The 24404-nt window shown below is 62.2% G+C and carries 24 protein-coding genes and 1 tRNA gene; 18 read left to right on the top strand and 7 right to left on the bottom strand.

The window, feature by feature from the left end:
* Window positions 1-58: 58 nt before the first annotated feature.
* The 9 genes from dusB to hflX all read left to right on the top strand — a co-directional run bounded on the left by dusB (window position 59) and on the right by hflX (window position 11783).
* Complete coding sequence (gene dusB / locus PO860_RS08450; RefSeq protein ID WP_272782652.1) at window positions 59-1075, top strand: tRNA dihydrouridine synthase DusB; 1017 nt, start codon at window positions 59-61, stop codon at window positions 1073-1075.
* Window positions 1072-2226: a two-component system sensor histidine kinase NtrB gene (locus PO860_RS08455; protein WP_097618819.1), complete on the top strand. Its 1155-nt coding sequence runs from the start codon at window positions 1072-1074 to the stop codon at window positions 2224-2226. Before dusB ends, PO860_RS08455 begins: the two co-directional genes overlap by 4 nt.
* Window positions 2223-3674, top strand: a complete 1452-nt coding sequence (gene ntrC, locus PO860_RS08460) for a nitrogen regulation protein NR(I) (RefSeq protein ID WP_097618818.1) — start codon at window positions 2223-2225, stop codon at window positions 3672-3674. The genes PO860_RS08455 and ntrC overlap by 4 nt, the downstream gene beginning before the upstream one ends.
* A gap of 601 nt (window positions 3675-4275) precedes the next feature.
* Window positions 4276-5265 (top strand): potassium channel beta subunit family protein, encoded by a 990-nt coding sequence (locus tag PO860_RS08465; RefSeq protein WP_275038328.1) that lies wholly within the window; start codon window positions 4276-4278, stop codon window positions 5263-5265.
* A 206-nt stretch (window positions 5266-5471) separates the two neighbouring features.
* The gene (locus tag PO860_RS08470; RefSeq protein WP_183607435.1) at window positions 5472-7742 is read left to right on the top strand and encodes a sensor histidine kinase NtrY-like; all 2271 of its coding nucleotides are present in this window, start codon (window positions 5472-5474) and stop codon (window positions 7740-7742) included.
* Complete coding sequence (gene ntrX / locus PO860_RS08475; RefSeq protein WP_064838387.1) at window positions 7732-9096, top strand: nitrogen assimilation response regulator NtrX; 1365 nt, start codon at window positions 7732-7734, stop codon at window positions 9094-9096. Before PO860_RS08470 ends, ntrX begins: the two co-directional genes overlap by 11 nt.
* A 65-nt stretch (window positions 9097-9161) precedes the next feature.
* Window positions 9162-10025 (top strand): D-amino-acid transaminase, encoded by an 864-nt coding sequence (locus tag PO860_RS08480; RefSeq protein WP_183607434.1) that lies wholly within the window; start codon window positions 9162-9164, stop codon window positions 10023-10025.
* Window positions 10026-10137: 112 nt separating this feature from the next.
* Window positions 10138-10380, top strand: a complete 243-nt coding sequence (gene hfq / locus PO860_RS08485) for an RNA chaperone Hfq (protein ID WP_003539403.1) — start codon at window positions 10138-10140, stop codon at window positions 10378-10380.
* A 77-nt stretch (window positions 10381-10457) separates the two neighbouring features.
* Window positions 10458-11783 (top strand): GTPase HflX, encoded by a 1326-nt coding sequence (gene hflX, locus PO860_RS08490; protein ID WP_275038241.1) that lies wholly within the window; start codon window positions 10458-10460, stop codon window positions 11781-11783.
* Window positions 11784-11986: 203 nt separating this feature from the next.
* Here the strand turns inward: hflX and mazG are convergent, their stop codons facing one another.
* Both mazG and PO860_RS08500 read right to left on the bottom strand, forming a co-directional pair.
* Entirely contained in the window at window positions 11987-12832 is an 846-nt protein-coding gene (gene mazG / locus PO860_RS08495) for a nucleoside triphosphate pyrophosphohydrolase (RefSeq protein ID WP_183607432.1), read from the bottom strand.
* Window positions 12833-12852: 20 nt separating this feature from the next.
* Entirely contained in the window at window positions 12853-13440 is a 588-nt protein-coding gene (locus PO860_RS08500) for a deaminase (protein ID WP_183607431.1), read from the bottom strand.
* 277 nt (window positions 13441-13717) lie between these two features.
* Between PO860_RS08500 and cysG the strand changes: the two genes are divergently transcribed.
* From cysG to PO860_RS08525, 5 genes are read left to right on the top strand one after another with little or no spacing between them, the layout of a single operon-like run.
* Window positions 13718-15154, top strand: coding sequence for a siroheme synthase CysG (gene cysG, locus PO860_RS08505; protein WP_273885026.1), 1437 nt, complete (start codon window positions 13718-13720; stop codon window positions 15152-15154).
* A 2-nt stretch (window positions 15155-15156) separates the two neighbouring features.
* Window positions 15157-15471 (top strand): DUF2849 domain-containing protein, encoded by a 315-nt coding sequence (locus tag PO860_RS08510; RefSeq protein ID WP_011651871.1) that lies wholly within the window; start codon window positions 15157-15159, stop codon window positions 15469-15471.
* Window positions 15472-15479: 8 nt separating this feature from the next.
* Complete coding sequence (locus PO860_RS08515; protein WP_130710212.1) at window positions 15480-17150, top strand: nitrite/sulfite reductase; 1671 nt, start codon at window positions 15480-15482, stop codon at window positions 17148-17150.
* Window positions 17151-17160: 10 nt separating this feature from the next.
* Window positions 17161-17673 carry a DUF934 domain-containing protein gene (locus PO860_RS08520; RefSeq protein ID WP_011651873.1) on the top strand — a complete coding sequence of 171 codons (513 nt, stop codon included), beginning with the start codon at window positions 17161-17163 and terminating at the stop codon, window positions 17671-17673.
* A gap of 38 nt (window positions 17674-17711) precedes the next feature.
* Window positions 17712-18920, top strand: a complete 1209-nt coding sequence (locus tag PO860_RS08525) for a UbiH/UbiF family hydroxylase (protein WP_273885025.1) — start codon at window positions 17712-17714, stop codon at window positions 18918-18920.
* On the opposite strand, the gene PO860_RS08530 is transcribed toward PO860_RS08525, so the two are convergent.
* Complete coding sequence (locus PO860_RS08530) at window positions 18888-19850, bottom strand: AEC family transporter (RefSeq protein ID WP_183607426.1); 963 nt, start codon at window positions 19848-19850, stop codon at window positions 18888-18890. The genes PO860_RS08525 and PO860_RS08530 overlap by 33 nt on opposite strands.
* Window positions 19851-19891: 41 nt before the next feature.
* Entirely contained in the window at window positions 19892-20641 is a 750-nt protein-coding gene (locus tag PO860_RS08535; RefSeq protein WP_273882658.1) for a cytochrome c biogenesis CcdA family protein, read from the bottom strand.
* 210 nt (window positions 20642-20851) lie between these two features.
* Between PO860_RS08535 and PO860_RS08540 the strand changes: the two genes are divergently transcribed.
* Window positions 20852-20927: transfer RNA gene (locus PO860_RS08540), tRNA-Lys, on the top strand.
* Between the two features lie 30 nt (window positions 20928-20957).
* Here the strand turns inward: PO860_RS08540 and PO860_RS08545 are convergent.
* Window positions 20958-21200, bottom strand: a complete 243-nt coding sequence (locus PO860_RS08545) for a hypothetical protein (protein ID WP_275038242.1) — start codon at window positions 21198-21200, stop codon at window positions 20958-20960.
* 81 nt (window positions 21201-21281) lie between these two features.
* Entirely contained in the window at window positions 21282-21476 is a 195-nt protein-coding gene (locus PO860_RS08550) for a hypothetical protein (protein ID WP_275038243.1), read from the bottom strand.
* A gap of 252 nt (window positions 21477-21728) precedes the next feature.
* Between PO860_RS08550 and PO860_RS08555 the strand changes: the two genes are divergently transcribed.
* The gene (locus PO860_RS08555) at window positions 21729-21932 is read left to right on the top strand and encodes a CsbD family protein (protein WP_272782632.1); all 204 of its coding nucleotides are present in this window, start codon (window positions 21729-21731) and stop codon (window positions 21930-21932) included.
* A 73-nt stretch (window positions 21933-22005) separates the two neighbouring features.
* Here the strand turns inward: PO860_RS08555 and PO860_RS08560 are convergent, their stop codons facing one another.
* Complete coding sequence (locus tag PO860_RS08560; protein ID WP_272782631.1) at window positions 22006-22233, bottom strand: hypothetical protein; 228 nt, start codon at window positions 22231-22233, stop codon at window positions 22006-22008.
* A gap of 146 nt (window positions 22234-22379) precedes the next feature.
* On the opposite strand from PO860_RS08560, the gene PO860_RS08565 reads away from it, so the two are divergent.
* A complete protein-coding gene (locus PO860_RS08565) occupies window positions 22380-22550 on the top strand; it encodes a hypothetical protein (protein WP_272782630.1) in 171 nt (56 codons plus the stop codon).
* A gap of 349 nt (window positions 22551-22899) precedes the next feature.
* Window positions 22900-24393, top strand: a complete 1494-nt coding sequence (locus tag PO860_RS08570; protein ID WP_275038244.1) for an FAD-dependent monooxygenase — start codon at window positions 22900-22902, stop codon at window positions 24391-24393.
* Window positions 24394-24404 lie beyond the last annotated feature (11 nt).

The raw sequence follows: 24404 nt of genomic DNA on the forward strand, positions 1-24404 counted from the left end.
CCATCCCAGCCCCCTTGGCAAGCTAGGGAATAATGGCTAAAAATAATGCAGTTCTATTGTGTGCCCGAAAGATAATCATTTGATTTCCAAGGACCTCGCAGCGCCTTTCCGAATCGGACCCGTGTCCGTGCGGAACCGTGTTGTGCTGGCGCCGATGTCCGGCGTCACGGACATGCCTTTCCGCGAGCTCGCCTGGCGCTTCGGCGCCGGCCTCGTCGTCACCGAAATGGTGGCGAGCCGCGAACTGGTCAATGACACGGCTGAATCCTGGTCGCGGCTGCGGGCGGCCGGCTTCCGGCCGCATATGGTGCAGCTTGCCGGCCGAGAGGCGCACTGGATGGCGGAGGCGGCCAAGATCGCCGCCGATCACGGCGCCGATATCATCGACATCAACATGGGCTGCCCGGCCAAGAAGGTCATCGGCGGATACTCCGGCTCGGCGCTGATGCGCGATCCAGATCACGCGCTCGGCCTCATCGAGGCGACGGTCAAGGCCGTCGATATTCCCGTGACGCTGAAGATGCGTCTCGGCTGGGATGAGAATTCGATCAACGCGCCCGAGATCGCCCGCCGCGCCGAGGCGGCCGGCATTCAGCTGGTGACCATTCATGGGCGCACCCGCATGCAATTCTACGAAGGCCGCGCCGATTGGGACGCGATCCGCGCCGTCCGCGAGGTGATCTCCATTCCGCTGATTGCCAATGGCGATGTCGAGACCGCGGAAGATGCGCAGGAAATCCTGCGCCGTTCCGGCGCCGATGCCGTGATGATCGGCAGGGGCTGCCAGGGCAGGCCATGGCATGCCGGCGTCATATCAGGTGCCGCCGAGCCGTTATCCCTTGAAGTCGCCGATATCGCCGTCGAGCACTACCGGATGATGCTGGATTTCTACGGCGAAGCGGTGGCGATCCGCCACGCCCGCAAGCATCTCGGCTGGTATCTCCAGCGTTTCGCCGCTGATCTCGCCGACGACGAAAAGGCTGCGATCATGACCTCGCGCAATCCCAGCGAAGTGGCAGCACGGCTTTACGATGCATTGGCGGCAGCTGTTGTCGACAGCCGGGAGGCGGCATGATGAAGGATATGACATCTCCGTCCGATCAGGCCGGCGGAACCGTCGCCATGGCCGTGCTCAACGCCATCCAGAACCCTGTCATCATGGTCGACGAATCCGGCTTCGTCGTGTTCGCCAATTGGGAGGCGGAGGCCTTCTTCGGCGCCAGCGCCTCGCATCTGGCGCGTTACCGCATCTCCACCTTCATTCCCTTCGGCAGCCCGCTGCTCGCCCTGATCGACCAGGTGCGTGAGCGCAAGGCCCCGGTCAACGAATATCGCGTCGACCTGAGTTCGCCCCGCCTCGGCCAGGACAAACTCGTCGATCTCTACGTTGCCCCCGTGCTCAGCGAGCCCGGCGCTGTCGTCATCGTCTTCCAGGAACGCTCGATGGCCGACAAGATCGACCGGCAGCTGACGCATCGCGCCGCCGCCCGCTCAGTCACCGGTCTCGCCTCGATGCTGGCGCACGAGATCAAGAACCCGCTCTCCGGCATCCGCGGTGCCGCCCAGCTGCTCGAACAGTCGGCGGTCGACGACGACCGGGCGCTGACCCGGCTGATCTGCGACGAGACCGACCGCATCGTATCGCTGGTCGATCGCATGGAAGTCTTTTCCGACGAACGCCCCGTCGACCGCATGCCGGTCAACATCCATTCCGTGCTCGATCATGTGAAGGCCGTCGCCAGGGCGGGTTTTGCCCGCAACATCCGTGTCACCGAGAGTTACGACCCGTCGCTGCCGGCGGTCTATGCCAATCGCGACCAGCTCGTCCAGGTCTTCCTCAATCTGGTGAAGAACGCCGCCGAAGCGGTCGGCGATCGGCCGGATGGCGAGATCATGCTGACGACGGCCTATCGCCCCGGCATCCGGCTCTCCGTCGCCGGCACCCGTGAAAAAATCTCGCTGCCGCTGGAATTCTGCGTCCACGACAATGGCCCCGGCGTTCCCGCCGATCTGCTGCCGCATCTCTTCGACCCCTTCATCACCACCAAGCCGAACGGCAGCGGCCTCGGCCTGGCGCTGGTCGCCAAGATCATCGGCGATCACGGCGGCATCATCGAATGCGACAGCCAGAACAGCCGCACGACATTCCGCGTTCTCATGCCGGCGTCGAAGGACGCCTCGCTCGAAGACGCCTCTTCCGCAAGCTCGACAGGACCTTCTCGATGACAGCCACGATCCTCGTTGCAGATGATGATGCGGCCATCCGGACCGTGCTCAACCAGGCTTTGAGCCGCGCCGGTTATGACGTCCGCATCACTTCCAACGCCGCTACCCTCTGGCGCTGGATTTCGGCAGGTGAGGGCGATCTGGTCGTCACCGATGTGGTGATGCCCGACGAGAACGCCTTCGACCTGCTGCCGCGCATCAAGAAGGCGCGCCCCGAACTGCCGGTCCTGGTCATGAGTGCGCAGAACACCTTCATGACCGCCATCAAGGCCTCCGAGAAGGGCGCCTACGATTACCTGCCGAAACCCTTCGACCTCACCGAATTGATCGGCATCATCGGCCGCGCGCTCGCTGAGCCGAAGCGCAAGCCCGCCAAACTCGAAGACGACGTGCAGGACGGCATGCCGCTGGTCGGCCGTTCGGCGGCGATGCAGGAAATCTATCGCGTTCTCGCCCGCCTGATGCAGACGGACCTGACGCTGATGATCACCGGCGAATCCGGCACCGGCAAGGAGCTCGTCGCCCGCGCCCTGCATGACTACGGCAAGCGCCGCAACGGCCCGTTCGTTGCGATCAACATGGCGGCGATCCCGCGCGACCTGATCGAATCGGAACTCTTCGGTCACGAGAAGGGCGCCTTTACCGGTGCGCAGACCCGGTCGACCGGCCGCTTCGAGCAGGCCGAAGGCGGCACGCTCTTCCTCGACGAGATCGGCGACATGCCGATGGATGCCCAGACCAGGCTGCTGCGTGTCCTGCAGCAGGGCGAATACACCACCGTCGGCGGCCGCACGCCGATCCGCACCGACGTGCGCATCGTCGCCGCCACCAACAAGGACCTGAAACAGGCGATCAACCAGGGCCTGTTCCGCGAGGATCTTTATTACCGCCTCAATGTCGTGCCGCTGCGGCTACCGCCACTGCGCGACCGCGCCGAGGATATTCCCGATCTCGTGCGCCATTTCATCCAGCAGGCCGAAAAGGAAGGCTTGGGATCCAAGCGCTTCGATCAGGAAGCGCTGGAATTGATGAAGGCCTATGCCTGGCCGGGCAACGTCCGCGAGCTGGAAAATCTCATCCGCCGTCTGATGGCGCTCTATCCGCAGGATGTCATCACCCGCGAGATCATCGACGCGGAGCTGCGCTCCGACGTACCCGACAGCCCGATCGACAAGGGGCCGATCCGCAGCGGCTCGATGACGATCGCGCAAGCCGTCGAGGAAAACATGCGCACCTACTTCTCGGGCTTCGGCGAAAGCCTGCCGCCGCCCGGCCTCTATGATCGTGTGCTGACGGAAATGGAGTATCCGCTGATCCTCGCCGCCCTGACGGCGACGCGCGGCAACCAGATCAAGGCGGCCGATCTTCTCGGTCTCAACCGCAATACCTTGCGCAAGAAGATCAGGGAACTGGGTGTCTCGGTCTATAGGAGTTCCCGCACCGCCTGAGCGCGTCGAGGGCGCGATAAAAAAGAAGGCGGCGGGCCCTCATGTTTGCCCACCGCCCACCCCTCCCGGCGTCCGCCGCCACGGTCGGGAGGAGAGGTGAGCCTATCTGAGCCAGGTCGCGGTTTATATCCAAGCAGAGAAACAAAACTGCGGTGTCATTCTACAGTCACATAAGTATTTGTGAGGAGTGATTTGACGCCAGGCGAATGTCATTGAAGTTGCTGCGGTCGTCGTCGCCTTGCCTGTGGATAAGCTGTGGATATCCGGTGGACGACACGATCAATCAGCGGTCGATAACGTCGCCGATTCCAATCGCATGTTGCCAATCCGTTCCGAATCTCATTATTTGCCGTTGCTGCCGTCGACCTCCGCCGCAAACGTCGTCGATCGCATGCCACGGGCGCTCCGACTGTTGTCGTGGAGCGCCCTTTTTCTTTACGCTCAGGGGCTGACGGGAACTGCGACGTCGTGTTTTGGTCAACTTGGCGGGATGAGCCTCGCATATCGTTGCGCATGCCATAGATTACGCGAGTCGGTCGTCGATCGATCGCGCGACGCCGGTGATCGGCCGGCCCAGTTCAAAATTTTCGGGAGCTGCATGATGGAATATCGTCGTTTGGGAAAGTCGGGGCTGCAAGTGAGCGAGTTCTCCTTCGGCTCATGGGTCACGTTCGGCAAGCAGGTCAACGGCGGCGACGCCGTCGACCTCATGAAGCTTGCCTATGACAACGGGGTGAACTTTTTCGACAATGCCGAAGGTTACGAAAGCGGCAAGTCCGAAATTGTCATGGGCGAGGCGCTCAGGTCGCTTGGTTGGAGCCGCGACAGCTTCGTCGTCTCGAGCAAGGTCTTCTGGGGCGGTCAGAAACCGACGCAGCGCGGTCTGTCGCGCAAGCATGTGACCGATGCCTGCCACGCGGCGCTCAAGAGGCTTCAGGTCGATTACCTCGACCTCTATTTCTGCCACCGCCCCGACATCGACACGCCTGTCGAGGAAACCGTCCGGGCGATGCATGATCTCGTCGCCCAAGGCAAGGTGCTCTACTGGGGAACGTCGGAATGGTCCGCGCAGCAACTGACGGAAGCCTACGCCGTTGCCCGGGACCTGCGCATCACGCCGCCGACCATGGAGCAGCCGCAATACAACATCTTCGAACGCCAGAAGGTCGAGTCCGACTATCTCAGACTCTACGACCTCATCGGCCTCGGCACAACGATCTGGTCGCCGCTCGCCTCCGGCGTCCTGACCGGCAAATACAACAACGGTGTGCCGGCCGACAGCCGCATGAACCTGCCGGGCTACGAGTGGCTGAAGGAAAAATGGTCCAGCGATGCCGGCCGCGCCCAGCTCGCACAAGTTGGCGAACTGGTAAAGCTTGCCGACGAGATCGGCATGTCGATCACCCATCTCGCGCTTTTGTGGTGCCTCGCCAATCGGAACGTCTCGACCGTCATTCTCGGCGCGTCGCGCGCCAGCCAGTTGCAGGACAATCTCGCGGCCCTCCAGCACAGGCACAAAGTGACGTCCGACGTGCTGGATCGGATCGACCTGATCGTTGGAAACAAGCCGGAAGAACCGCGTCGCTTCTAAAAACTGTGACGGGCCGAGGGCATGCACGGCTTGACAATGTGACGGGGTGCGTTGCATTTTCGCCACAATGCGTTGCTTAAAGGTCACGCAAGGGTTTTGGTATTTCGCTCCCGATCGAGTCGTTAGCGCGCTGGCTTTCTTAAGCCGGCGTTGCTCGGTTTCGATCGGATGGCGAAGGCGGCGGCTGCCGTCTGAAGAGAGGCCGAATGACGCAGGATGGGGTATCGCCGGCGGCGGCAGGCGAGGCGGTGACGACGGTGACCGATCGTCGCGCCCTTTTCGCCGTGCCCGGCCTGGTGCTTGCCGGCGGCGCGCTTCTCTGCGCCACAGTGACGCTTTTCGTGCTGCTTGGTCTCACCCCGATCGCGCCGAGTTCGCATGTCGTCATCACCTCGGTGATCGTCAATTCCTTTTTTGTCCTGACGCTGCTGGCGCTGATCGGCCGCGAGGTGGCAAGGCTGCTCAAGGCGCGTACCCGCGGCCGTGCGGCCGCCCGTCTGCATATCCGCATCGTCGTGCTGTTCTCGATCGTCGCGATCACCCCGGCGATCCTCGTCGCCATCTTCGCCAGTATCACGCTGAACGCCGGTCTCGACCGCTGGTTTGCGCTGCGCACCCAGTCGATCGTCAGCTCGTCGCGCAATATCGGCCAGGCCTACATGATGGAGAATGCCAGCTATCTCCAGGGGCAGACAGTCTCCATGGCCAACGATCTGGAGCGCAACCGGGCGCTCTACAGCCTCGACCGGACGGGTTTTGCCGACCTGATGACACGCCAGGCGAGGGGCCGCGGCCTGCTCGGCTCCTTCCTCGTCGAGCGTGACGGCTCGGTGATCGTCCAGGCTGACATCGCCACCGAAAAACCGTTGCCGGCGATCCCGCAGGATGCGCTGGAAAAGGCCGCTGCCGGCCAGCCGACGCTGATCCCGCCCGGCGTTACCAACCTCGTCGGCGCCATCATCAAGCTCGACGCCATCCAGGGCACCTTCCTCTATACGGTGCGCGCCGTCGATCCCAAGGTCATGGGTGCCATGCGGATGATGGAGGAGAACGCCACCGAATACCGGTCGATGGAGGCCAACCGCTTCTCGCTGCAGGTCGCCTTCGCCGTGCTTTATATCGGCTTCGCGCTGATCGTGCTGCTCGCGGCGATCTGGACGGCGATCGCCGTTGCCGACCGCATCGTCCGGCCGATTCGCCTGCTGATCACCGCGGCCGACAGCGTCGCATCGGGCAATATGGATATCGTCGTGCCGGTGCACGCCGTCGATGGCGACGTGGCCAATCTGTCGCGCACCTTCAACAAGATGATCTCTGAGATCCGCACCCAGCGCGACGAGATCCTCGAAGCCAAGGATGAGGTCGACGACCGCCGCCGCTTCATCGAGGCGGTGCTGTCGGGCGTCACTGCCGCCGTCATCGGCGTCGAGCAGGATCGTCGCGTCGCCATCGTCAACAGTTCGGCCGAAACGCTGATGTCGCTATCGGCCGACGAGATGCTCGGCAAGCAGCTGGTCGACATCGCGCCTGAGGTCGATCACGTGCTGACCGAGGCGGCGTCGCGTCATCGCGGCGATTTCCGCAAGCAGATCGCGTTGGTGCGTGGCGGCACTGTAAGGACGCTGAGCGTGCAGGTCACCCGCGAGGAAGTGCGCGATATGAGCGAATCCTATGTGATCACGCTCGACGACATTACCGACCTCGTCATCGCCCAGCGCTCGACCGCCTGGGGCGACGTGGCAAGACGCATCGCCCACGAGATCAAGAACCCGCTGACCCCGATCCAGCTTTCCGCCGAGCGCATCCAGCGGCGTTACGGCAAGCAGATCGACCCGAATGACCGGACCGTCTTCGACCAATGCACCGATACGATCATCCGCCAGGTCGGCGATATCGGCCGCATGGTCGACGAATTCTCCGCCTTCGCCCGCATGCCGAAGCCGACCAAGGAGCCGAGCGACCTGCGCGACATCCTGCGCGACGCGATCTTCCTGCGCGAGATGGGCAATCATCATGTCAGCTTTGCGCAGGATTTCGGCGAGCAGCCGCTGGAGGGCCTGTTCGATAGCCGCATGCTCGGCCAGGCTTTCGGAAATCTGATCAAGAATGCCGTGGAAGCGATCGAAGCCGTTCCGAGCGACGAACGGGACGAACGCAAGATTCTCGTTCGCGCCGCCTTCGATTCCGGCCGCGACCGGTTCACCGTCGATGTCATCGACAATGGCCGGGGCCTGCCGGTGGAGAACCGCCACAGCATTCTGGAACCCTATATGACGATGCGCGAGAAGGGCACCGGCCTTGGCCTCGCCATCGTCAAGAAAATCATCGAGGAACATGGCGGGCAGCTCGAACTGCACGATGCGCCCGCCGATTTTGACCGGGGAAGAGGGGCCATGATCCGCGTGCATCTGCCACGCCTGGATCCGACACCCGCTGCTCCCGCAGCCAATGACAAGGAAAGCGTTTATGGCCTCTGATATTCTCGTCGTCGACGACGAGCACGATATTCGCGAGATCGTTTCCGGCATTCTCTCGGACGAGGGCCACGAAACGCGCACGGCCCACGACAGCGACAGTGCGCTGGCGGCGATATCCGACCGTGTGCCGCGGCTGATCTTCCTCGATATCTGGATGCAGGGCAGCAAGCTCGATGGTCTGTCGCTGCTCGACGAGATCCGGACCCGCCATCCGGATCTGCCCGTGGTGATGATATCAGGCCATGGCAACATCGAGACCGCCGTCTCGGCGATCAAGCGCGGCGCCTTCGATTTCATCGAGAAGCCTTTCAAGGCCGACCGGTTGATCCTGATCGCCGAGCGGGCGCTGGAAAATTCCAAGCTGAAGCGCGAGGTCTCCGAGCTGAAGCGCCGCACCGGCGACGCGCTGGAGCTGATCGGCACCTCGGTCGCCGTTTCGCAGCTGCGCCAGACGATTGAGAAGGTCTCGCCGACCAACAGCCGCATCATGATCCTCGGCGCATCCGGCTCCGGCAAGGAGCTGGTGGCGCGGATGATCCACAAGAAGTCGGCCCGTGCCAACGGCCCCTTCGTGGCGATCAACGCTGCCAATATCACGCCCGATCGCATGGAGGTGGCGCTGTTCGGCACCGAGGGGACGCCCGGTCAGGCGCGCAAGATCGGCGCGCTCGAGGAAGCCCATCGCGGCATCCTCTATCTCGACGAAGTCGGCGAGATGCCGCGCGAGACGCAGAACAAGATCCTGCGGGTGCTGGTCGATCAGCAGTTCGAGCGCGTCGGCGGCTCCAAGCGCGTCAAGGTCGATGTCCGTATCATCTCCTCGACCGCCTATAATCTTGAGAGCCGCATCACCGAGGGCTGGTTCCGCGAGGATCTCTATCATCGCCTCGCCGTCGTGCCGGTGCGGGTGCCGGCACTTGCCGAGCGGCGCGAGGACATTCCCTTCCTCGTCGACCAACTGATGCGCCAGATATCAGAGCAGGCCGGCATCCGTCCGCGCCGCATCGGCGACGACGCCATGGCCGTGCTGCAGGCGCATGATTGGCCGGGCAACATCCGCCAGTTGCGCAACAATATCGAACGGCTGATGATCCTTGCCCGCACCGACGGGCCGGATGCGCCGATCACTGCCGACATGCTGCCGACCGATCTCGGCGACATGCTGCCGAAAGTTTCCGCCAAGAACGATTATCACATCATGACGCTTCCGCTGCGCGAAGCCCGCGAGATGTTCGAGAAGGACTATCTGATCGCCCAGATCAACCGCTTCGGCGGCAATATCTCGCGCACCGCCGAATTCGTCGGCATGGAGCGCTCGGCGCTGCACCGCAAGCTGAAGTCGCTCGGCGTCTGATCCTTTCCGGCGCTGCCGACACCGCGCCGTGCCCCTTATATCGCCCCCGGAAGACCAGGTTTCCCATGCCGAGAATTGCCTATGTGAATGGCCGTTACGTCAAACATTCCGATGCCAGCGTGCATATCGAGGATCGCGGTTATCAATTTGCCGACGGCGTTTATGAGGTCTGCGAGGTGCGCCATGGCTATATCGTCGATCTCACCCGCCATCTGAACCGTCTCGACCGTTCGCTCGGTGAACTCAGCATCGGCTGGCCGATGGGCCGGGCGGCGCTGACCCAGGTCATTCGCGAGACGCTGCGCCGCAACCATGTCCGCAACGGGCTTTTTTATATGCAGGTGACGCGCGGCGTGGCGCGGCGCGATCATGTCTTCCCGGCCGAGGGAACGCCGCCTTCGCTTGTCATCACCGCCAAGAGCACCGATCCCAAAATCATCGCCGCCAAGAATGCCAACGGCATCAAGGCAATCACAGTGACCGACAACCGCTGGGACCGCGTCGACATCAAATCCGTCGGCCTGCTGCCGAATGCCTTGGCTCGCCAGCAGGCCAAGGAGGCCGGCGCCCAGGAGGCGATCTATGTCGATGGCGACGGCATGGTGAAGGAGGGGGCGGCGACCAATGTCTGGATCGTCGATTCGAATGGAACGCTGGTGACGCGGCCGGCCGAACACGGCATTCTGCGCGGCATAACCCGCACCACCTTGATCGACGTCGCGGCCAAGCTCGGATTGCCGATCGCCGAGCGGAATTTCTCCGTTTCAGAAATGCTCGCGGCCCGCGAGGTCTTCCTCACCGCAGCCACAAGTATTTGTTTTCCGGTCGTTTCCGTCGATGGCCAGACCATTGCCAACGGTCATCCCGGCAGCCTCTCGCAGAAAGTCCGCGAGGCTTTTTTCGACGTTGCGGAAAAGATTGCGATTTGATACCAAGATTTGCTGGACAGGTGGAATGAGGGTGCCGCCGGTCTTCGCATGGTGAGGTTGATTGATATTCTACCGGCCAGATCAGGTCGGCAATAAAGAAAGAAGCGGCGCGATGGCGGAACGTTCTCAGAATCTGCAGGACTTATTTCTCAATACTGTTCGCAAGCAAAAGATTTCCCTGACAATCTTTTTGATCAACGGCGTGAAACTCACGGGCGTTGTTACGTCTTTCGACAATTTCTGTGTTCTTCTTCGCCGTGACGGCCATTCGCAGCTCGTGTATAAACATGCGATCTCGACGATCATGCCGGGCCAGCCCATGCAGATGTTCGAGAGCGAAGAAGCAGCGTCCTAACAGGATCAGCCGTCATTTCGACACGCGATACCAAGAACGATTCGATCATCCCTGAGGCCGCCAAGCACAGGGACGACATGCGCGCGACTGTCGTCGTGCCGGTTCTGAAATCGCGCAGTCGCGGCGGCCAGAGTGAATCGGCCTCGACCCGCACGCCGGAAAGCCGTCTCGAGGAGGCGACGGGCCTGGCCCAGGCGATCGACCTCGATGTCGTCAATGGCTCGATCGTGCCGGTCAATGATCCGAGACCGGCGACGCTGCTCGGCACAGGCAAGATCGAGGAGATCAAGGCGCTGCTCGATGAGCGCGATTCCGGTCTCGTCATCGTCGATCATCCGTTGACGCCGGTGCAGCAGCGCAACCTCGAAAAGGAATGGAACGTCAAGGTCATCGACCGGACGGGCCTCATCCTCGAAATCTTCGGCCGCCGCGCCTCCACCAAGGAAGGCACGCTGCAGGTCGATCTCGCCCATCTGAACTACCAGAAGGGCCGACTGGTGCGAAGCTGGACCCACCTTGAACGCCAGCGCGGCGGCGGCGGCTTCATGGGCGGCCCCGGCGAAACCCAGATCGAAGCCGACCGGCGGCTCTTGCAGGACCGCATCATCAAGCTCGAACGCGAGCTGGAGCAGGTCGTGCGCACCCGCCAGCTCCACCGCGCCAAGCGCCGCAAGGTGCCGCATCCGATCGTGGCGCTCGTCGGTTATACCAATGCCGGCAAGTCGACGCTGTTCAACCGCATCACCGGCGCCGGCGTGCTGGCCGAGGACATGCTCTTTGCCACGCTCGACCCGACGCTGCGGCGCATGAAGCTGCCGCACGGCCGCACCGTCATCCTGTCCGACACCGTCGGCTTCATCTCCGACCTGCCGACCCATCTCGTCGCCGCCTTCCGGGCAACGCTCGAAGAGGTGCTGGAAGCCGATCTCATCTTGCATGTCCGCGACATGTCCGATCCCGACAACCAGGCGCAGAGCTCCGACGTCATGCGCATCCTGAACGACCTCGGCATTGACGAGGCCGAGTCCGCCAAGCGGCTGATCGAGGTCTGGAACAAGATCGACCGGCTGGAGCCCGAAGTACACGACACCATGGTGCAGAAATCATCAGGCGCCAGCAACGTGGTGGCGGTGTCTGCCGTCAGCGGCGAGGGCGTCGGCACGCTGATGGACGAGATCAGCCGCCGCCTCTCAGGCGTGATGACCGAAGCAACGATCCGCCTTCCCGTCGACAAGCTGGCGCTGCTGCCCTGGCTTTACGACCACGCCATCGTCGACGGCCGCGAGGACAATGAGGACGGCTCGATCACGCTTGATCTGCGGCTGTCGGAGACCGAGGCGACCGAACTGGAACGGCGCATCGGCAACGGGCCGAAGCCTAGTAAGGAAGATTGGGAGCGGTAAGGCGCGCCTGGCGCTTGTGCCACTGCTGTCCGGTTGGCGCTAGTGCCTGCCCCTAACCCTCTCCCCGTAAACGGGGCGAGGGGACGTGCCCTGCGAGAGGTGAGCGAGGAATCGAGAGGTCGCGGTTATCCCCCTTCGCCCCGCGAGCGGGGAGAAGGTGGCGGCAGCCGGATGAGGGGCTGGCCAAAATCGCCGACATTAACTCACTCCGCCCCAACCACGATCGCCCGCTCGATCGCCTTGGCCGCCTGCCAGATTTCTTCCATCCGTTCCAGCGTCGCGTCTTCCAGCGTCTCACCTTCCGCTTCAAGAACGTTCTCTATATGGCTGAACCGACGCCTGAATTTTGTATTCGTCCCGCGCACTGCCTGTTCCGGATCCGCCTTCACATGCCGGCCGATATTGACGACCGCGAAGATCAGGTCGCCGAGTTCGTCGCTGACTTTCGCCCGATCGCCTTCCCGAAGTGCGGCCCGCAATTCGCCGATCTCCTCCTCGATCTTGTCGAGGATCGGTTCGGGGGCCGACCAGTCGAAGCCGACCTTGGCGGCGCGTTCCTGCAGCTTCAGCGCTTCCGTCAGAGCCGGGAAACTGCGCTGCACCGAGCCGAGGAAACCGCTCTTGAAATCCTCGCTGATGCCGCGCCTTGCCCGGCGCTCGGCGCGCTCGCGTTTTTCCGCCTGCTTGATCTCGTCCCACTGGATCTTCACCGCGTCGGGCGTGTCCGCCGCCGAGCGGGCAAAGACGTGCGGGTGGCGGCGGATCATCTTGGTGGTGATGGCGTTGACCACGTCGCCGAAGGAAAATTCCCCGGCCTCCTCGGCCATGCGGGCATGGAAGACCACCTGCAGCAGGAGGTCGCCGAGTTCGTCGCAGAGATCGTCCATATCGCCGCGCTCGATCGCATCGGAGACCTCATAGGCCTCCTCGATCGTATAGGGCTTGATCGTCTCGAAGTTCTGCTCGATGTCCCAGGGGCAGCCGGTTTCGGGATGGCGCAGCGCCGCCATGATCTCGATCAGCCGTGAAATATCTTTGGAAGGTTCCATGGTTCCTCGGTTCAGGGGCCTCAGTTAAGAGGAATATCGTTGGCGCTCTTCGACGACTGGTAACTGGACGACAGCGCATCGTAGCGTGCCTTGATGCGGGCGGTCTGCGCCTTCAGCGCGGTCTTCAGAGAAGCCTCTTCGGTCTCGACGAGATCGGCGATGGCAAAGCTGTTCCAGAAGGCGTTTTGCCTGCGATAGCCGCCGGGTTCAAGCCCAAAGACCTCCTTCAGGATCTTCAGGTCGTGCGGAATGGCGAAGGCATCGCGGGAATCCTCATGGCTGAAGAAATAGTAGAAATTGTCGAAGCCTGCCCAGGTGATCGCCGACATGCACATGGTGCAGGGTTCGTGCGTCGACAGGAAGATCAGGTCTTTGGTCGCCGGCTTGTCGCCAAGCTCGTAGAAGCGCTTCAGCGTATGCACCTCGCCATGCCAGAGCGGGTTCTCGAGTTCGTTGTTGGTCTCGGCGACGACGAGTGACAGATCGGATTTGCGCAGGATTGCCGCCCCGAACACCTTATTGCCGAGCGAAACCCCGTGCTCGGTCAACGGCAGGATATCCTCTTCCATGACCGCAAGCAGGCGGGAGGCGATGGTCTTGTCAGGCATGGACATCTCCGGTTTTCCCTCAGTCTATCGCCTTGGCGGCGCGAGTGAAATGCGCCAAACGCTGGTGGACGCCGTTTGTCACAGGCTTTACACTGCGCTGCAGCAATGGGCCAGGGTGGGGCAGTTGGTGAGGCATTTTTGTCAGCATGGGTGACTTTTCTCAAATCATTGATCGCGCGAGCAAAAGAATACGCGCTTGCCTGGGCTTTCGGATTTCTGTTCCTTCAATCGCTTGTCGACAAAGGGCATATTCCGGCAACTTCGAAGTGGATTCGTGATGCCTTCCAGGAGTGAACAGCTTTCGGTATTTCCCGCCTTCTTTCGCGTGGAAGGCCAGAAGACGGCTGTCTTCGGCAATGGTGACGAAGCTTTCGCCAAGGTGCGGTTGCTGCTCAACACGCGGGCGCGGATCGTCGCCTATGCTGACCGGCCGGAAGCCGATTATCATGCCTTCCTGATCGCCAACCGCATCGAGACCGTGCGCACTGCCTTCTCCGCAGAGCAGGTCGAGGGGGCGGCACTCGTCTTCGCCGCCACCGGCGATGACGCCGACGACCGCGATATCGTCGATGCCGCCCGTACTGCCAGAATTCCGGCCAATGCCGTCGATCAGCCCGACTACTGCGATTTCTTCACACCGGCGCTGGTCAATCGCGCGCCTGTCGCCGTTGCGATCGGCACCGAAGGGGCAGGGCCGGTTCTGGCGCAGATGATCCGTGCGCAGATCGATCAGCTGCTTTCGCCTTCGCTCGGCCGCCTTGCCGCGCTGGCGACAAGCTACCGCAAGGCGGTCGAACAGATGGTGCCGCGCGGCGTTTCCCGCCGCGTCTTCTGGCGCCGCTTCTTTTCCGGTGCCGTTGCCGATGCGGTCGCCAACGGCAACCTGACGCAGGCCCAGCATGCCGCCGACCGGCTGTTGCAGGCGGTCGACAAGGTCGCCGGCCACGTCTGGCTGGTCGGTGCCGGTCCGGGTGCCGAGGATCTGCTGACGCTGCGCGCTCAGCGCGTGATGATGGAAGCTGACGTCATCGTCTATGACGCGCTGGTGCCGCAGGCGATCGTCGATATGGGCCGCCGTGATGCCGAGCGGCTTTCTGTCGGCAAACGCAAGGGCTGCCACTCGAAGTCCCAGGAAGAAATCAACGACCTGCTGGTCGATCTCGGCCGCCAGGGCAAGCGCGTCGTCCGTCTGAAATCCGGCGATCCCTTGGTCTATGGCCGGGCAGGGGAAGAAATGGCGGCACTGCGCGCTGCCGGCATCACCTATGAGGTCGTGCCTGGCATCACCTCGGCTTTCGCCGCCGCTGCCGATTTCGAGCTGCCGCTGACACTGCGCGGCGTTGCCTCCTCGCTGGTCTTTACCACCGGCCATGATCTCACCGGCGACGTGCTGCCCGATTGGGCAAGCCTTGCCGTTTCGGGCGCGACGATTGCCGTCTATATGGGTCGCACAGTTGCCGCCTCCGTCGCCGAGCGGCTGATGCAGGCGGGCATTCCCTCTGAGACCACCGTCGCCGTCATCGAAAATGCCAGCCGCGCCGATCGCCGCCTGCTGCATGGCACGCTCGCCGATCTGCCCGATCTGCAGAACCGCGACGAATTGACCGGGCCTGTCATGGTCATTATCGGCGATGCGGTCGCCGGCGCCAATTTCGAACTGTCCGAGCCCCTGGTGCGCGCAAACGCCCGGCTCGAGGAACTTGCAAGGAGCTGAATATGGGTGACAAGGTTCTGACCGCCAACCGGCTGACGGACGGTATTGCCGTCTGGCTGGATGCGAACGGGAAGTGGTCCACCTCGCTGCAGGAGGCGCTCGTTGCCCGTCATGCCGAGGCCGTTGCGGCGCTGGAGGCAATCGGCAAGAAATCCTATGCCGACAACGAGGTCGTTGACGTCGCCGTCGTCGACGTTCAGGAAACCAACGGCATTCTCTGGCCGCTTCGCCTTCGCGAGCGCATCCGCGCGCAAGGCCCGACCATGGAATATGCCCCGGGCTACGCTCCTGCCGATCCCGAATTCATTGCAGTCTGAGGAAGACGATGTACCGTTACGACGAATTTGACCATGCCTTTGTTACCGAGCGCGTCGAGCAGTTTCGCGATCAGGTCGAGCGCCGCCTTTCCGGCGAGCTCGCCGAGGACGCGTTCAAGCCGCTGCGCCTGATGAACGGCGTCTACCTGCAGCTCCACGCCTACATGCTGCGCATCGCCATTCCCTATGGCACGCTGAGCTCGCGCCAGCTGCGCATGCTCGCCCATATCGCCCGCACCTATGACCGCGGTTATGGCCACTTCACCACGCGCCAGAACCTGCAGTTCAACTGGCCGAAGCTATCCGACATTCCCGATGCGCTCGCTGATCTTGCCAGCGTCGAGATGCATGCGCTGCAGACCTCGGGCAACTGCATCAGAAACGTTACCGCCGATCACTTCGCCGGTGCCGCCGCCGATGAGATCGCCGATCCGCGTCCTTACGCCGAAATCCTGCGCCAGTGGTCGTCGGTCCACCCGGAATTCTCCTTCCTGCCGCGCAAGTTCAAGATCGCCGTCACCGGTGCCGAGCGCGACCGCGCCGCAATCCAGGTCCATGATATCGGCCTGCACGTGAAGACGAACGACAAGGGCGAGATCGGCTTTGCCGTCTATGTCGGCGGCGGCCAGGGACGTACGCCGATGATCGCCAAGCTGATCCGCGACTTCCTGCCCGAGGAAGACCTGCTCTCCTACACCACGGCTATCGTGCGCGTGTACAATCTGCACGGCCGCCGCGACAACAAATACAAGGCCCGCATCAAGATCCTCGTGCACGAAACCGGCACCGAGGAGCTGACGCGCCAGGTGGAAGCCGAATTCGCCGCGCTGAAGGATACCGAGCTCAAGCTGCCGGAAAAGGACGTCCAGTCGATCGCTGCCTATTTCGCGCCGCCTGATCTGCCCGAACGCGCCGAAGGTTGGGAAAACCTTGCCCGCTGGAAGAAGGCCGATTCCGGTTTCTCCCGGTGGGTCCAGCAGAACGTGCAGCCGCACAAGAACCCCGATTACGGCATGGTGACGATCTCGCTGAAGCCGATCGGCGGCATTCCGGGCGATGCCTCGGATGCGCAGATGGATGCGATCGCCGATCTCGCCGAGGAATATGCCTTCGACGAAATCCGCGTCAGCCATGAGCAGAACCTCATCCTGCCGCATGTGGCGCTTGCCGATCTCGAAGCCGTCTATCGCGGCCTCGTCGCCATCAATCTCGCCGAAGCCAATGCCGGCCTGATCACCGATATCATTGCCTGTCCTGGGCTGGACTACTGTGCGCTCGCCAATGCGCGCTCCATTCCGCTGGCGCAGGAAATCTCCCGCCGCTTCGGCAATGCCGAACGCCAGGCCGAGATCGGCGAGCTGAAGATCAAGATCTCCGGCTGCATCAATGCCTGCGGCCATCACCATGTCGGCCATATCGGCCTGCTCGGTGTCGAGAAGAAGGGCGCCGAACTCTACCAGATCACGCTCGGCGGCTCCGGCGACGAACATACCTCGATCGGCGAAATCATCGGCCGCGGCTTCGAGCCGGACCGGGTGACCGACGCGATCGAGACGATCGTCGACACCTATCTCGGCCTGCGCCTCGATCATTCCGAGAACTTCCTCGCCGCCTATCGCCGTGTCGGACCACAGCCGTTCAAAACTGCGCTCTACGGCTCGGCCGCTGAAGCGGCATAAGGAGGGGATGATGACGAAGATCTGGAGAGAAACCGGTTTTGTCGAAAACGATCCCTGGGTGATCGAAACCGACGAGGTCAAGGCGACTGAGGAGCAGAAGCCGCTGCTCGGTCTCGACGAGCTGATCGCCAAGGCCGACGAAAGCAACGATGTCGGCCTCGGCGTGCTGATCAAGCCGGCCGACGATGTGCGCCGGCTGGAGCCCTATCTCTATCGCCTCGAAATCGTCGCCGTCGCCTTTCCGGCTTTCAACGACGGCCGCGCCTTCAGCCACGCCTCGCTGCTGCGTCAGCGCCTCGGCTACACCAACGAGCTGCGCGCCGTCGGCGATGTGCTGATCGATCAGGTGCCGCTGATGCTGCGCGTCGGCATCGACAGCTTTTCCGTCACCAACGCCACGGCGCTGAAGCGGCTTTCCGAAAACCGTCTTCCCGCCATTCCCCATCATTATCAGCCGGCGGTGCGTGACGCCGAAGCCGGCAAGGGCTATAGTTGGCGCCGTCAGGCGAAGCCGGCCGCATAAGCGGACGGTCCGCCCTTTTACGATGGCGGAATGATAGCATGAAGAGATTCGAAGTGGCGGTGATCGGTGGCGGTCTCGCCGGCATGATCGCCGCAATCGCGCTCGCCCGCGGCGGTCGCGGCGTGGCGCTGGTGGCACCTTCTTCGAAGGAAGACCGGCGCACCACGGCGCTGATGGATCAGTCGATCCGCTTCCTCGATCGCCTGACGCTCTGGGAAAGGCTGCGCCCGTCAGCCGCGCCTCTAACCAGCATGCGCATCATCGACGGCACCGACCGGCTGCTGCGCGCGCCGACGACCACGTTTCGCGCCGCCGAGGTTGGCCTCGATGCCTTCGGCTATAATTTTCCCAACAAGGTTTTGACCGAGATCCTCGAGGCGGCCGCGGCCGGCGAGGGCAATATCACCCGCTTCACCGACCTAGCCGAATCGATCGGCGTTACCACCGAAGCCGTTTCGATCACGCTTGCCGGCGGCGAGACGCTGACGGCCGATTTTGCCGTCGGCGCCGATGGCCGTGGCTCGAAATTGCGCGAAACGGCTGGCATCGACACCCGCAAGTGGTCCTATCCGCAATCGGCCATGGTGCTGAATTTCGCCCATTCGCTGCCGCACCAGAATATCTCGACCGAGTTCCACACCAAACACGGCCCCTTTACCCAGGTGCCGCTGCCGGGCGGTCGTTCCAGCCTCGTCTGGGTGCAGGATCCTACCGAGGCGGCTGCCCGCATGGAATTGCCGCTGCCCGAACTTGGGCTGCTCGTCGAGGCGCAGATGCAGTCCATGCTTGGCAAGGTTGATGTGGAGGAGGGCGTCCAGGTCTGGCCGCTGTCGGGCATGATGGCGCATCGTTTCGGTAAGGGACGCATCGCGTTGATCGGCGAGGCCGCCCATGTCTTCCCGCCGATCGGGGCGCAGGGGCTGAACCTCAGCCTGCGCGATATCATGGCGCTTGCCGATATCCTCTGCGACAGGGCCGAATTGCCGGTGCCGGCCGATGCCGGCGACAGCTTCGAGCGCCGGCGCCGCGCCGATATCATGACGCGCACGGCCAGTGTCGATCTTCTCAACCGTTCGCTGCTCTCGGATTTCCTGCCCGTCCAGATGATGCGGGCTGCCGGCCTGCATATTCTCTCGGCGATACCGCCGCTGCGCAACATCGTCATGCGCGAGGGCATCGAGCCCGGCCGCGGTTTCCGCGATATTCCCGATGCGCTACGGGAAAAGCTGAAGCGGAAGAAGGCCTGAGCGGATCGCGATCAGCCAGAGCGAAACGCTTGCCACCGAGAGCACCGTCGTGATCAGGATCGTCGCCGAGGCGCGCTCCTGCCAGACGCCATATTGCTGGCCGATGACGAAGACATTGGTCGCCGTCGGCAGGCAGGCGAGCAGCACGGCCGCATAAATCCACACCGGCTCGAAACCGCCGACAACGGTCAGCGCCAGGAAAACCGCGATCGGATGCAGGATCAACTTCGCCGGCACGATATAGCCGATCTCAGCTGGAACCCGTTTCAGCGGCCTGAGCGCCAGCGTCACGCCCATGGCAAAGAGCGCGCACGGGGCGGCGGCCTGGGCGAGATAATCGACGAGGCGCTGAAACGCCAGCGGCTGATCAATGTGCAGGGCGGCGACCGCAAAGCCTGCAGCCGTCGACAGGATGAAGGGATGCAGGGCGACCTTCCGGGCGATATCGGCGGCAAGCCGCCCGGCCGAACGCTTGTCGTCGCCGGCCGCCGCCATCAGCGCCGGTGCGACGATGAAATGCAGCGCGTTCTCGAAGCAGATGATCAGCGCCACCGGCACGGCAGCACCTTCGCCGAGCGCCAAGAGCGCCAGGCCCGGTCCCATATAGCCGATATTGCCATAGGCGCCGGCAAAGGCCTGGATGGTGCAATCGGCAAGCGAATTGCCGCGCAGGAAGCGGCCGATGGCGAAGAGCAGGATGAAAATCGCATAGGTCGCTGCGATATCGGTGACGATGAAATCGACCCGCGTCAGCTGTTCGATCGGTGTGCGCGAGACGAGCTTGAAGAACAAGGCGGGCAGGGCGGCATAGATGATGAAGGTGTTCAGCCAGCCAAGCGCCTCGGCCGGCTGCTTCGTCGCCTTGCCGGCGATGAAACCGATCAGGATCAGGCCGAAGAACGGCAGCAGCAGGCTGATGATATCGGCCAAGAGGTCTTCCAGTGGACGGGAACGATCGGCGGGTAAAAGCTCTAACCGATTTGCATCAGAATCGGAAAGGTCTGCTGGAACCAGATCGCCACATCGCTGACCCAGCCGAACAGGAAGGCGAGGCCGGTGAGGATGAGGAAAACGCCCATCACTTTCTCCACCGTGCCGAGATGGCGGCGGAAGCGCGACAGGAAGCGCATGAAAGCGCCGGAAAAGCCGGCGGCGATCCAGAAGGGAATGGCCAGGCCGAGCGAATAGACGGCGAGCAGCCCGGCGCCGGAGCCGACCGTCTCGCGCGAGGCGGCAACGCCGAGAATCGCGCCGAGCACCGGGCCGATGCAGGGCGTCCAGCCGAAGGCGAAGGCAAGGCCCATGATGTAAGCGCCCGTCAGCGTCGCCGGCCTGCCGCCGCCCTGGAAGCGCGCCTCGCGGGCAAGCAGCCCGATTCGGAAGAGGCCGAGGAAATTCAGCCCCATGACAATGATGATCAGCCCGCCGAGCTTGGAGAGCAGATCGAGATGCTGGCGAAGCGCCATGCCGATGCTGGAGGCGCCGGCGCCGAGCGCGACGAAGACGGTGGCAAAGCCGAGCGTGAAGAGCAGCGCCGAGAACAGCACGCCGCGCCTGATATCGGGCGAGACCGCCACCGCGCCGCCGCCGCGGAACTGCTCGACTGAAATGCCAGCCATATAGCAGAGATAGGGCGGGACGAGGGGAAGCACGCAGGGCGAAAGAAAGGAAAGCGCCCCTGCTATCAACGCGCTCCACAGGGAAATATCGGCAATCGACACGCATTCTCTCCGGCTGCAATCTGCGTGATGTTCCTAGCTTTGCAGACCCATCATTGCCAATCACCTTTTTGCGCAGGCAGGCAATATGCCTCAAGCTCGGCAAGAAATGTGCCGATCGCCGAAAAAAGCCGAATTTTTCGGTTGACCGCAATGGGTCGCCTGCCTATGTTCCGCCCACTTCCGGCCGGGGTGGTCACACCCGCGGAGAGGGAGAGCGTAGCTCAGCCGGTAGAGCAACTGACTTTTAATCAGTAGGTCTCGGGTTCGAACCCCGACGCTCTCACCATTTCTAGTCTTCGAGATAGTTGCCGCGATCTCAGATCAGCAGTCGCATTAATGCGGCCTCAGCCTTCACCCCCTGCTGGTACGCATGGATAACCCGCCGAGCCAGATCTTCGCGCTCGGTATCTGTTTTGATTTGTCGCACCGAGCTGATGTGGTCAAACACTCTCTGGCAGAGGGCAACGTCTTCGTCGCTCAACACGGTCTGTGCGTCGGCTATCTGGGATCGGATCACGATCGCCTTCGCTTCCTTCGGATCGATGGGAGGATGGAACATCTCCCTTTTAAGCGCATGGAGGGAGACAAGGTCGTGAGGTCTCACCCCATTGTCGTGATGGGTCTTTGTCCCATCTAGCAACTAGTTCTCGTTCGGCCCGCTCCACACATATGCAGAAGCCGGCTTTCTCTGGGCATTCCAGATCACTTCGTACCCTATCTTCTCAAGTGAGAGTAAAGCGCCAAGCCTTTCGTCATCTGACAGGCTTCGCAAAGAAACGTTAAGTGCGTCCAGGCCACCTAAATTGTAGAGGTCTACGAATACATCGAGTGCCATTGTTCCTCTCCTCGTGGCGCAGTATAGCACAAGAACGGAGGAATATTTGTTTCATACACGAATAAATATTTTGTACATCTAATAGTTATTAACGAATTATTTACGATTTTCTTCGTGGGGCGTAGATATTTGACATGGGTAGCGCCTTGCGTCTGCCGCAGGAATTGAGTTTCGCGGAAATCCGCTGAAACTGAGGAACCAACTTCCCTTGCGGTCCGTTTTCTTCTCATCCACAAACAGGAGAAATCGATCATGGACTGGAATCGTATCGAAGGAAATTGGAAGCAGGCGAAGGGCAAGATCAAGGAGCAGTGGGGCAAACTCACCGACGATGATCTCGACCAAATCGCCGGCAAGCGCGACCAACTGGAAGGTAAGATCCAGGAGCGGTACGGCATCGAAAAGGACCGTGTTAAACGCGATATCGATGACTGGAGCGGTCGCCAGAGCTGGTAGTGCCAAACAAAAACCCGGTGAAAACCGGGTTTTTGCTGTTGAGGAAGCTAAGGCTGCCAAGGGCTGTCTTTTCTCATGAATATCCACCAACAGCTAGCAGAAGCGCACCGGCCACGATAATCGCGAGGGCTGGCCAGTTTTTCGATAGGCCGAGGAACCTGAGGCCTTGGCGTCGTGGTTCCAGCGTGGTGCCGCCCTGGGGCAATTGATGCGGATTGCTCGGCTTTCGACCAAGCGCCGAAGAGAAGAGAAAGAGAAGTCCGCCGATGATAAGGGCGGCACCTGTCAGGATTGCCAACATAGTGGCCTCCGCGAACGACATGGATGTTGGGTAAACAAGATCGCGACCTGATCGTTCCGTGAATGGCAACTCGCGTTGAAAGCCCCCGCGTCGGAACCCAGAGCGCTCGCTTTGAATCTGACCGTTTTGCAATCCTGGAGATCCCGATGGACAAGACACCGAAGACGGCTATCCGCGGAATGATGTTGTACGTACTGGCGCTTCTCGCCCTGGGCATTCTCGCGGGCGCCCTGTACACAATCTACGGCCATCCCGGCGATCCGTCTGAGCGACCGGCTGCCGAGACGATTCCGGAAAAAGCCACGGCTCCCCAGTGAGATAGGTCGTACCGGGGAATCGACAGGTCGCCCTTCGAGAACAAAGCATGACCGGGGAAGGCGCCTGCCGTACCCGGCGTGCACCTGGTCAGGTCGTGCTGAAAAGCCTGTGCGCGATTGCAGAAGATCAGCAAGCTGCAACTGATATCGCTTTGGAAAGCAAGGCAGAAATCCTGTCGCAAGTCCTTCCAACCAGTAGAGAGCTATATTTATAGGGCGAACAACCTGCGACACCGAAATCGGTGCCTGGGTCTGGACCTATTGAATTGTCGTCCCAGGTGCCATCGGGCAGGTCTGCCTGGGACGCTGAGATATTGCGCTCGGACAGTCTGAACAGAGGAGTGTTTGGATGAGAGAACATGCGGTCGCGATATCCGGAGGCGGGCCGACCGGGCTGATGCTGGCGGGTGAATTGGCTTTGGCGGGCATCGATGTCGCCATCGTCGAACGTCGCGAGAACCAGGAAATCGTCGGTTCGCGGGCCGGCGGCCTGAGTTCGCGCACGCTCGAGGTACTCGACCAGCGCGGCATCGTCGATCGGTTCCTCAAGGAAGGGCAGATCGCCCAGGTCACGGGATTTGCGGTCACACGGCTTGATATCAGCGACTTCCCGACCCGGCACAATTACGGGCTGGCGCTGCGGCAGAAACATATCGAGCGCATCCTGGCCGGTTGGGTCGGCGAGCTGCCGGTGCCGATCTATCGCGGCCGGGAACTGACGGGTTTTGCTGAGGACGGGACAGGTCTCACCGTCGAGCTCTCCGACGGTTCAGAGCTCAGGGCAAGCTATCTCGTCGGCTGCGATGGCGGTCGCAGCCTGGTTCGCAAGATTGCGGGCATTGCGTTTCCGGGATGGGATGCGACGACCAGCAACATTCTCGCCGAGGCCGAGATGGAGGCGGAGCCGCCGCTCGGCGTCCATCGCACCGCCCTCGGCATGCATGCCTTCGGCCGCGAGGAATACGAAATTCGCGACGGCAAGGTGGTCTTTGCCAGCGAAGGTCCGATCAACGTCATGGTGACGGAAAAGACTGCCGGCGGCACAGGCGAACCGACACTTGGCGGTCTCAGGCAAGCGCTGATCGATGCATGCGGAACGGATTACGGAATCCACAGCCTGAAGTGGATTTCGAGGTTCACCGACATGTCGCGCCAGGCGGCAACCTACCGCAAGGGGAGGGTACTCCTCGCCGGCGATGCCGCGCATGTCCATTCTCCGGTGGGCGGACAGGGCCTCAATACCGGTGTGCAGGATGCGGTGAATCTCGGTTGGAAGCTGGCCCAGGTGGTGAAAGGAATATCGCCGGAAAGCTTGCTCGACACCTATCATGCCGAGCGCCATCCGGTGGCCGCCCGTATGTTGCACACGACGATGGCGCAGGTCGCGTTGCAGCGCACCGACGATCGCACCGAAGCCTTGCGAGACATCGTATTGGAGTTGCTCGCCATGGAAGAGCCGCGCAAAAAGATCGCCGCCGAAATGTCCGGACTGGCCATCCATTACGACCTCGGCGAGGGGCATCCGCTGCTCGGCCGCCGCATGCCCGACCTTGAGCTGGCGACGCCCGATGGCCGCTTACGTGTCTATACGCTGCTCAAGAATGCGCGGCCAGTGCTCCTCGATCTCGGCGCGCCCGGCAGCCTCGAAATCACGCCGTGGTCAGACCGTATTCGGTTGGTGCACGCCGGCTATGGCGGGCCATGGGAGCTGCCGGCGATCGGTGCGGTCCCGGCGCCCGCTGCAGTCTTGATCCGGCCCGATGGCTATGTGGCGTGGGTAGGCGATGGGACGCAGGATGGTCTCCGCGAGTCGATGAACGCCTGGTTCGGATCGCCCGGCTAAGGAGCGAATCA

Source organism: Rhizobium binxianense (assembly GCF_028994275.1).
Lineage (GTDB): Bacteria > Pseudomonadota > Alphaproteobacteria > Rhizobiales > Rhizobiaceae > Rhizobium > Rhizobium binxianense.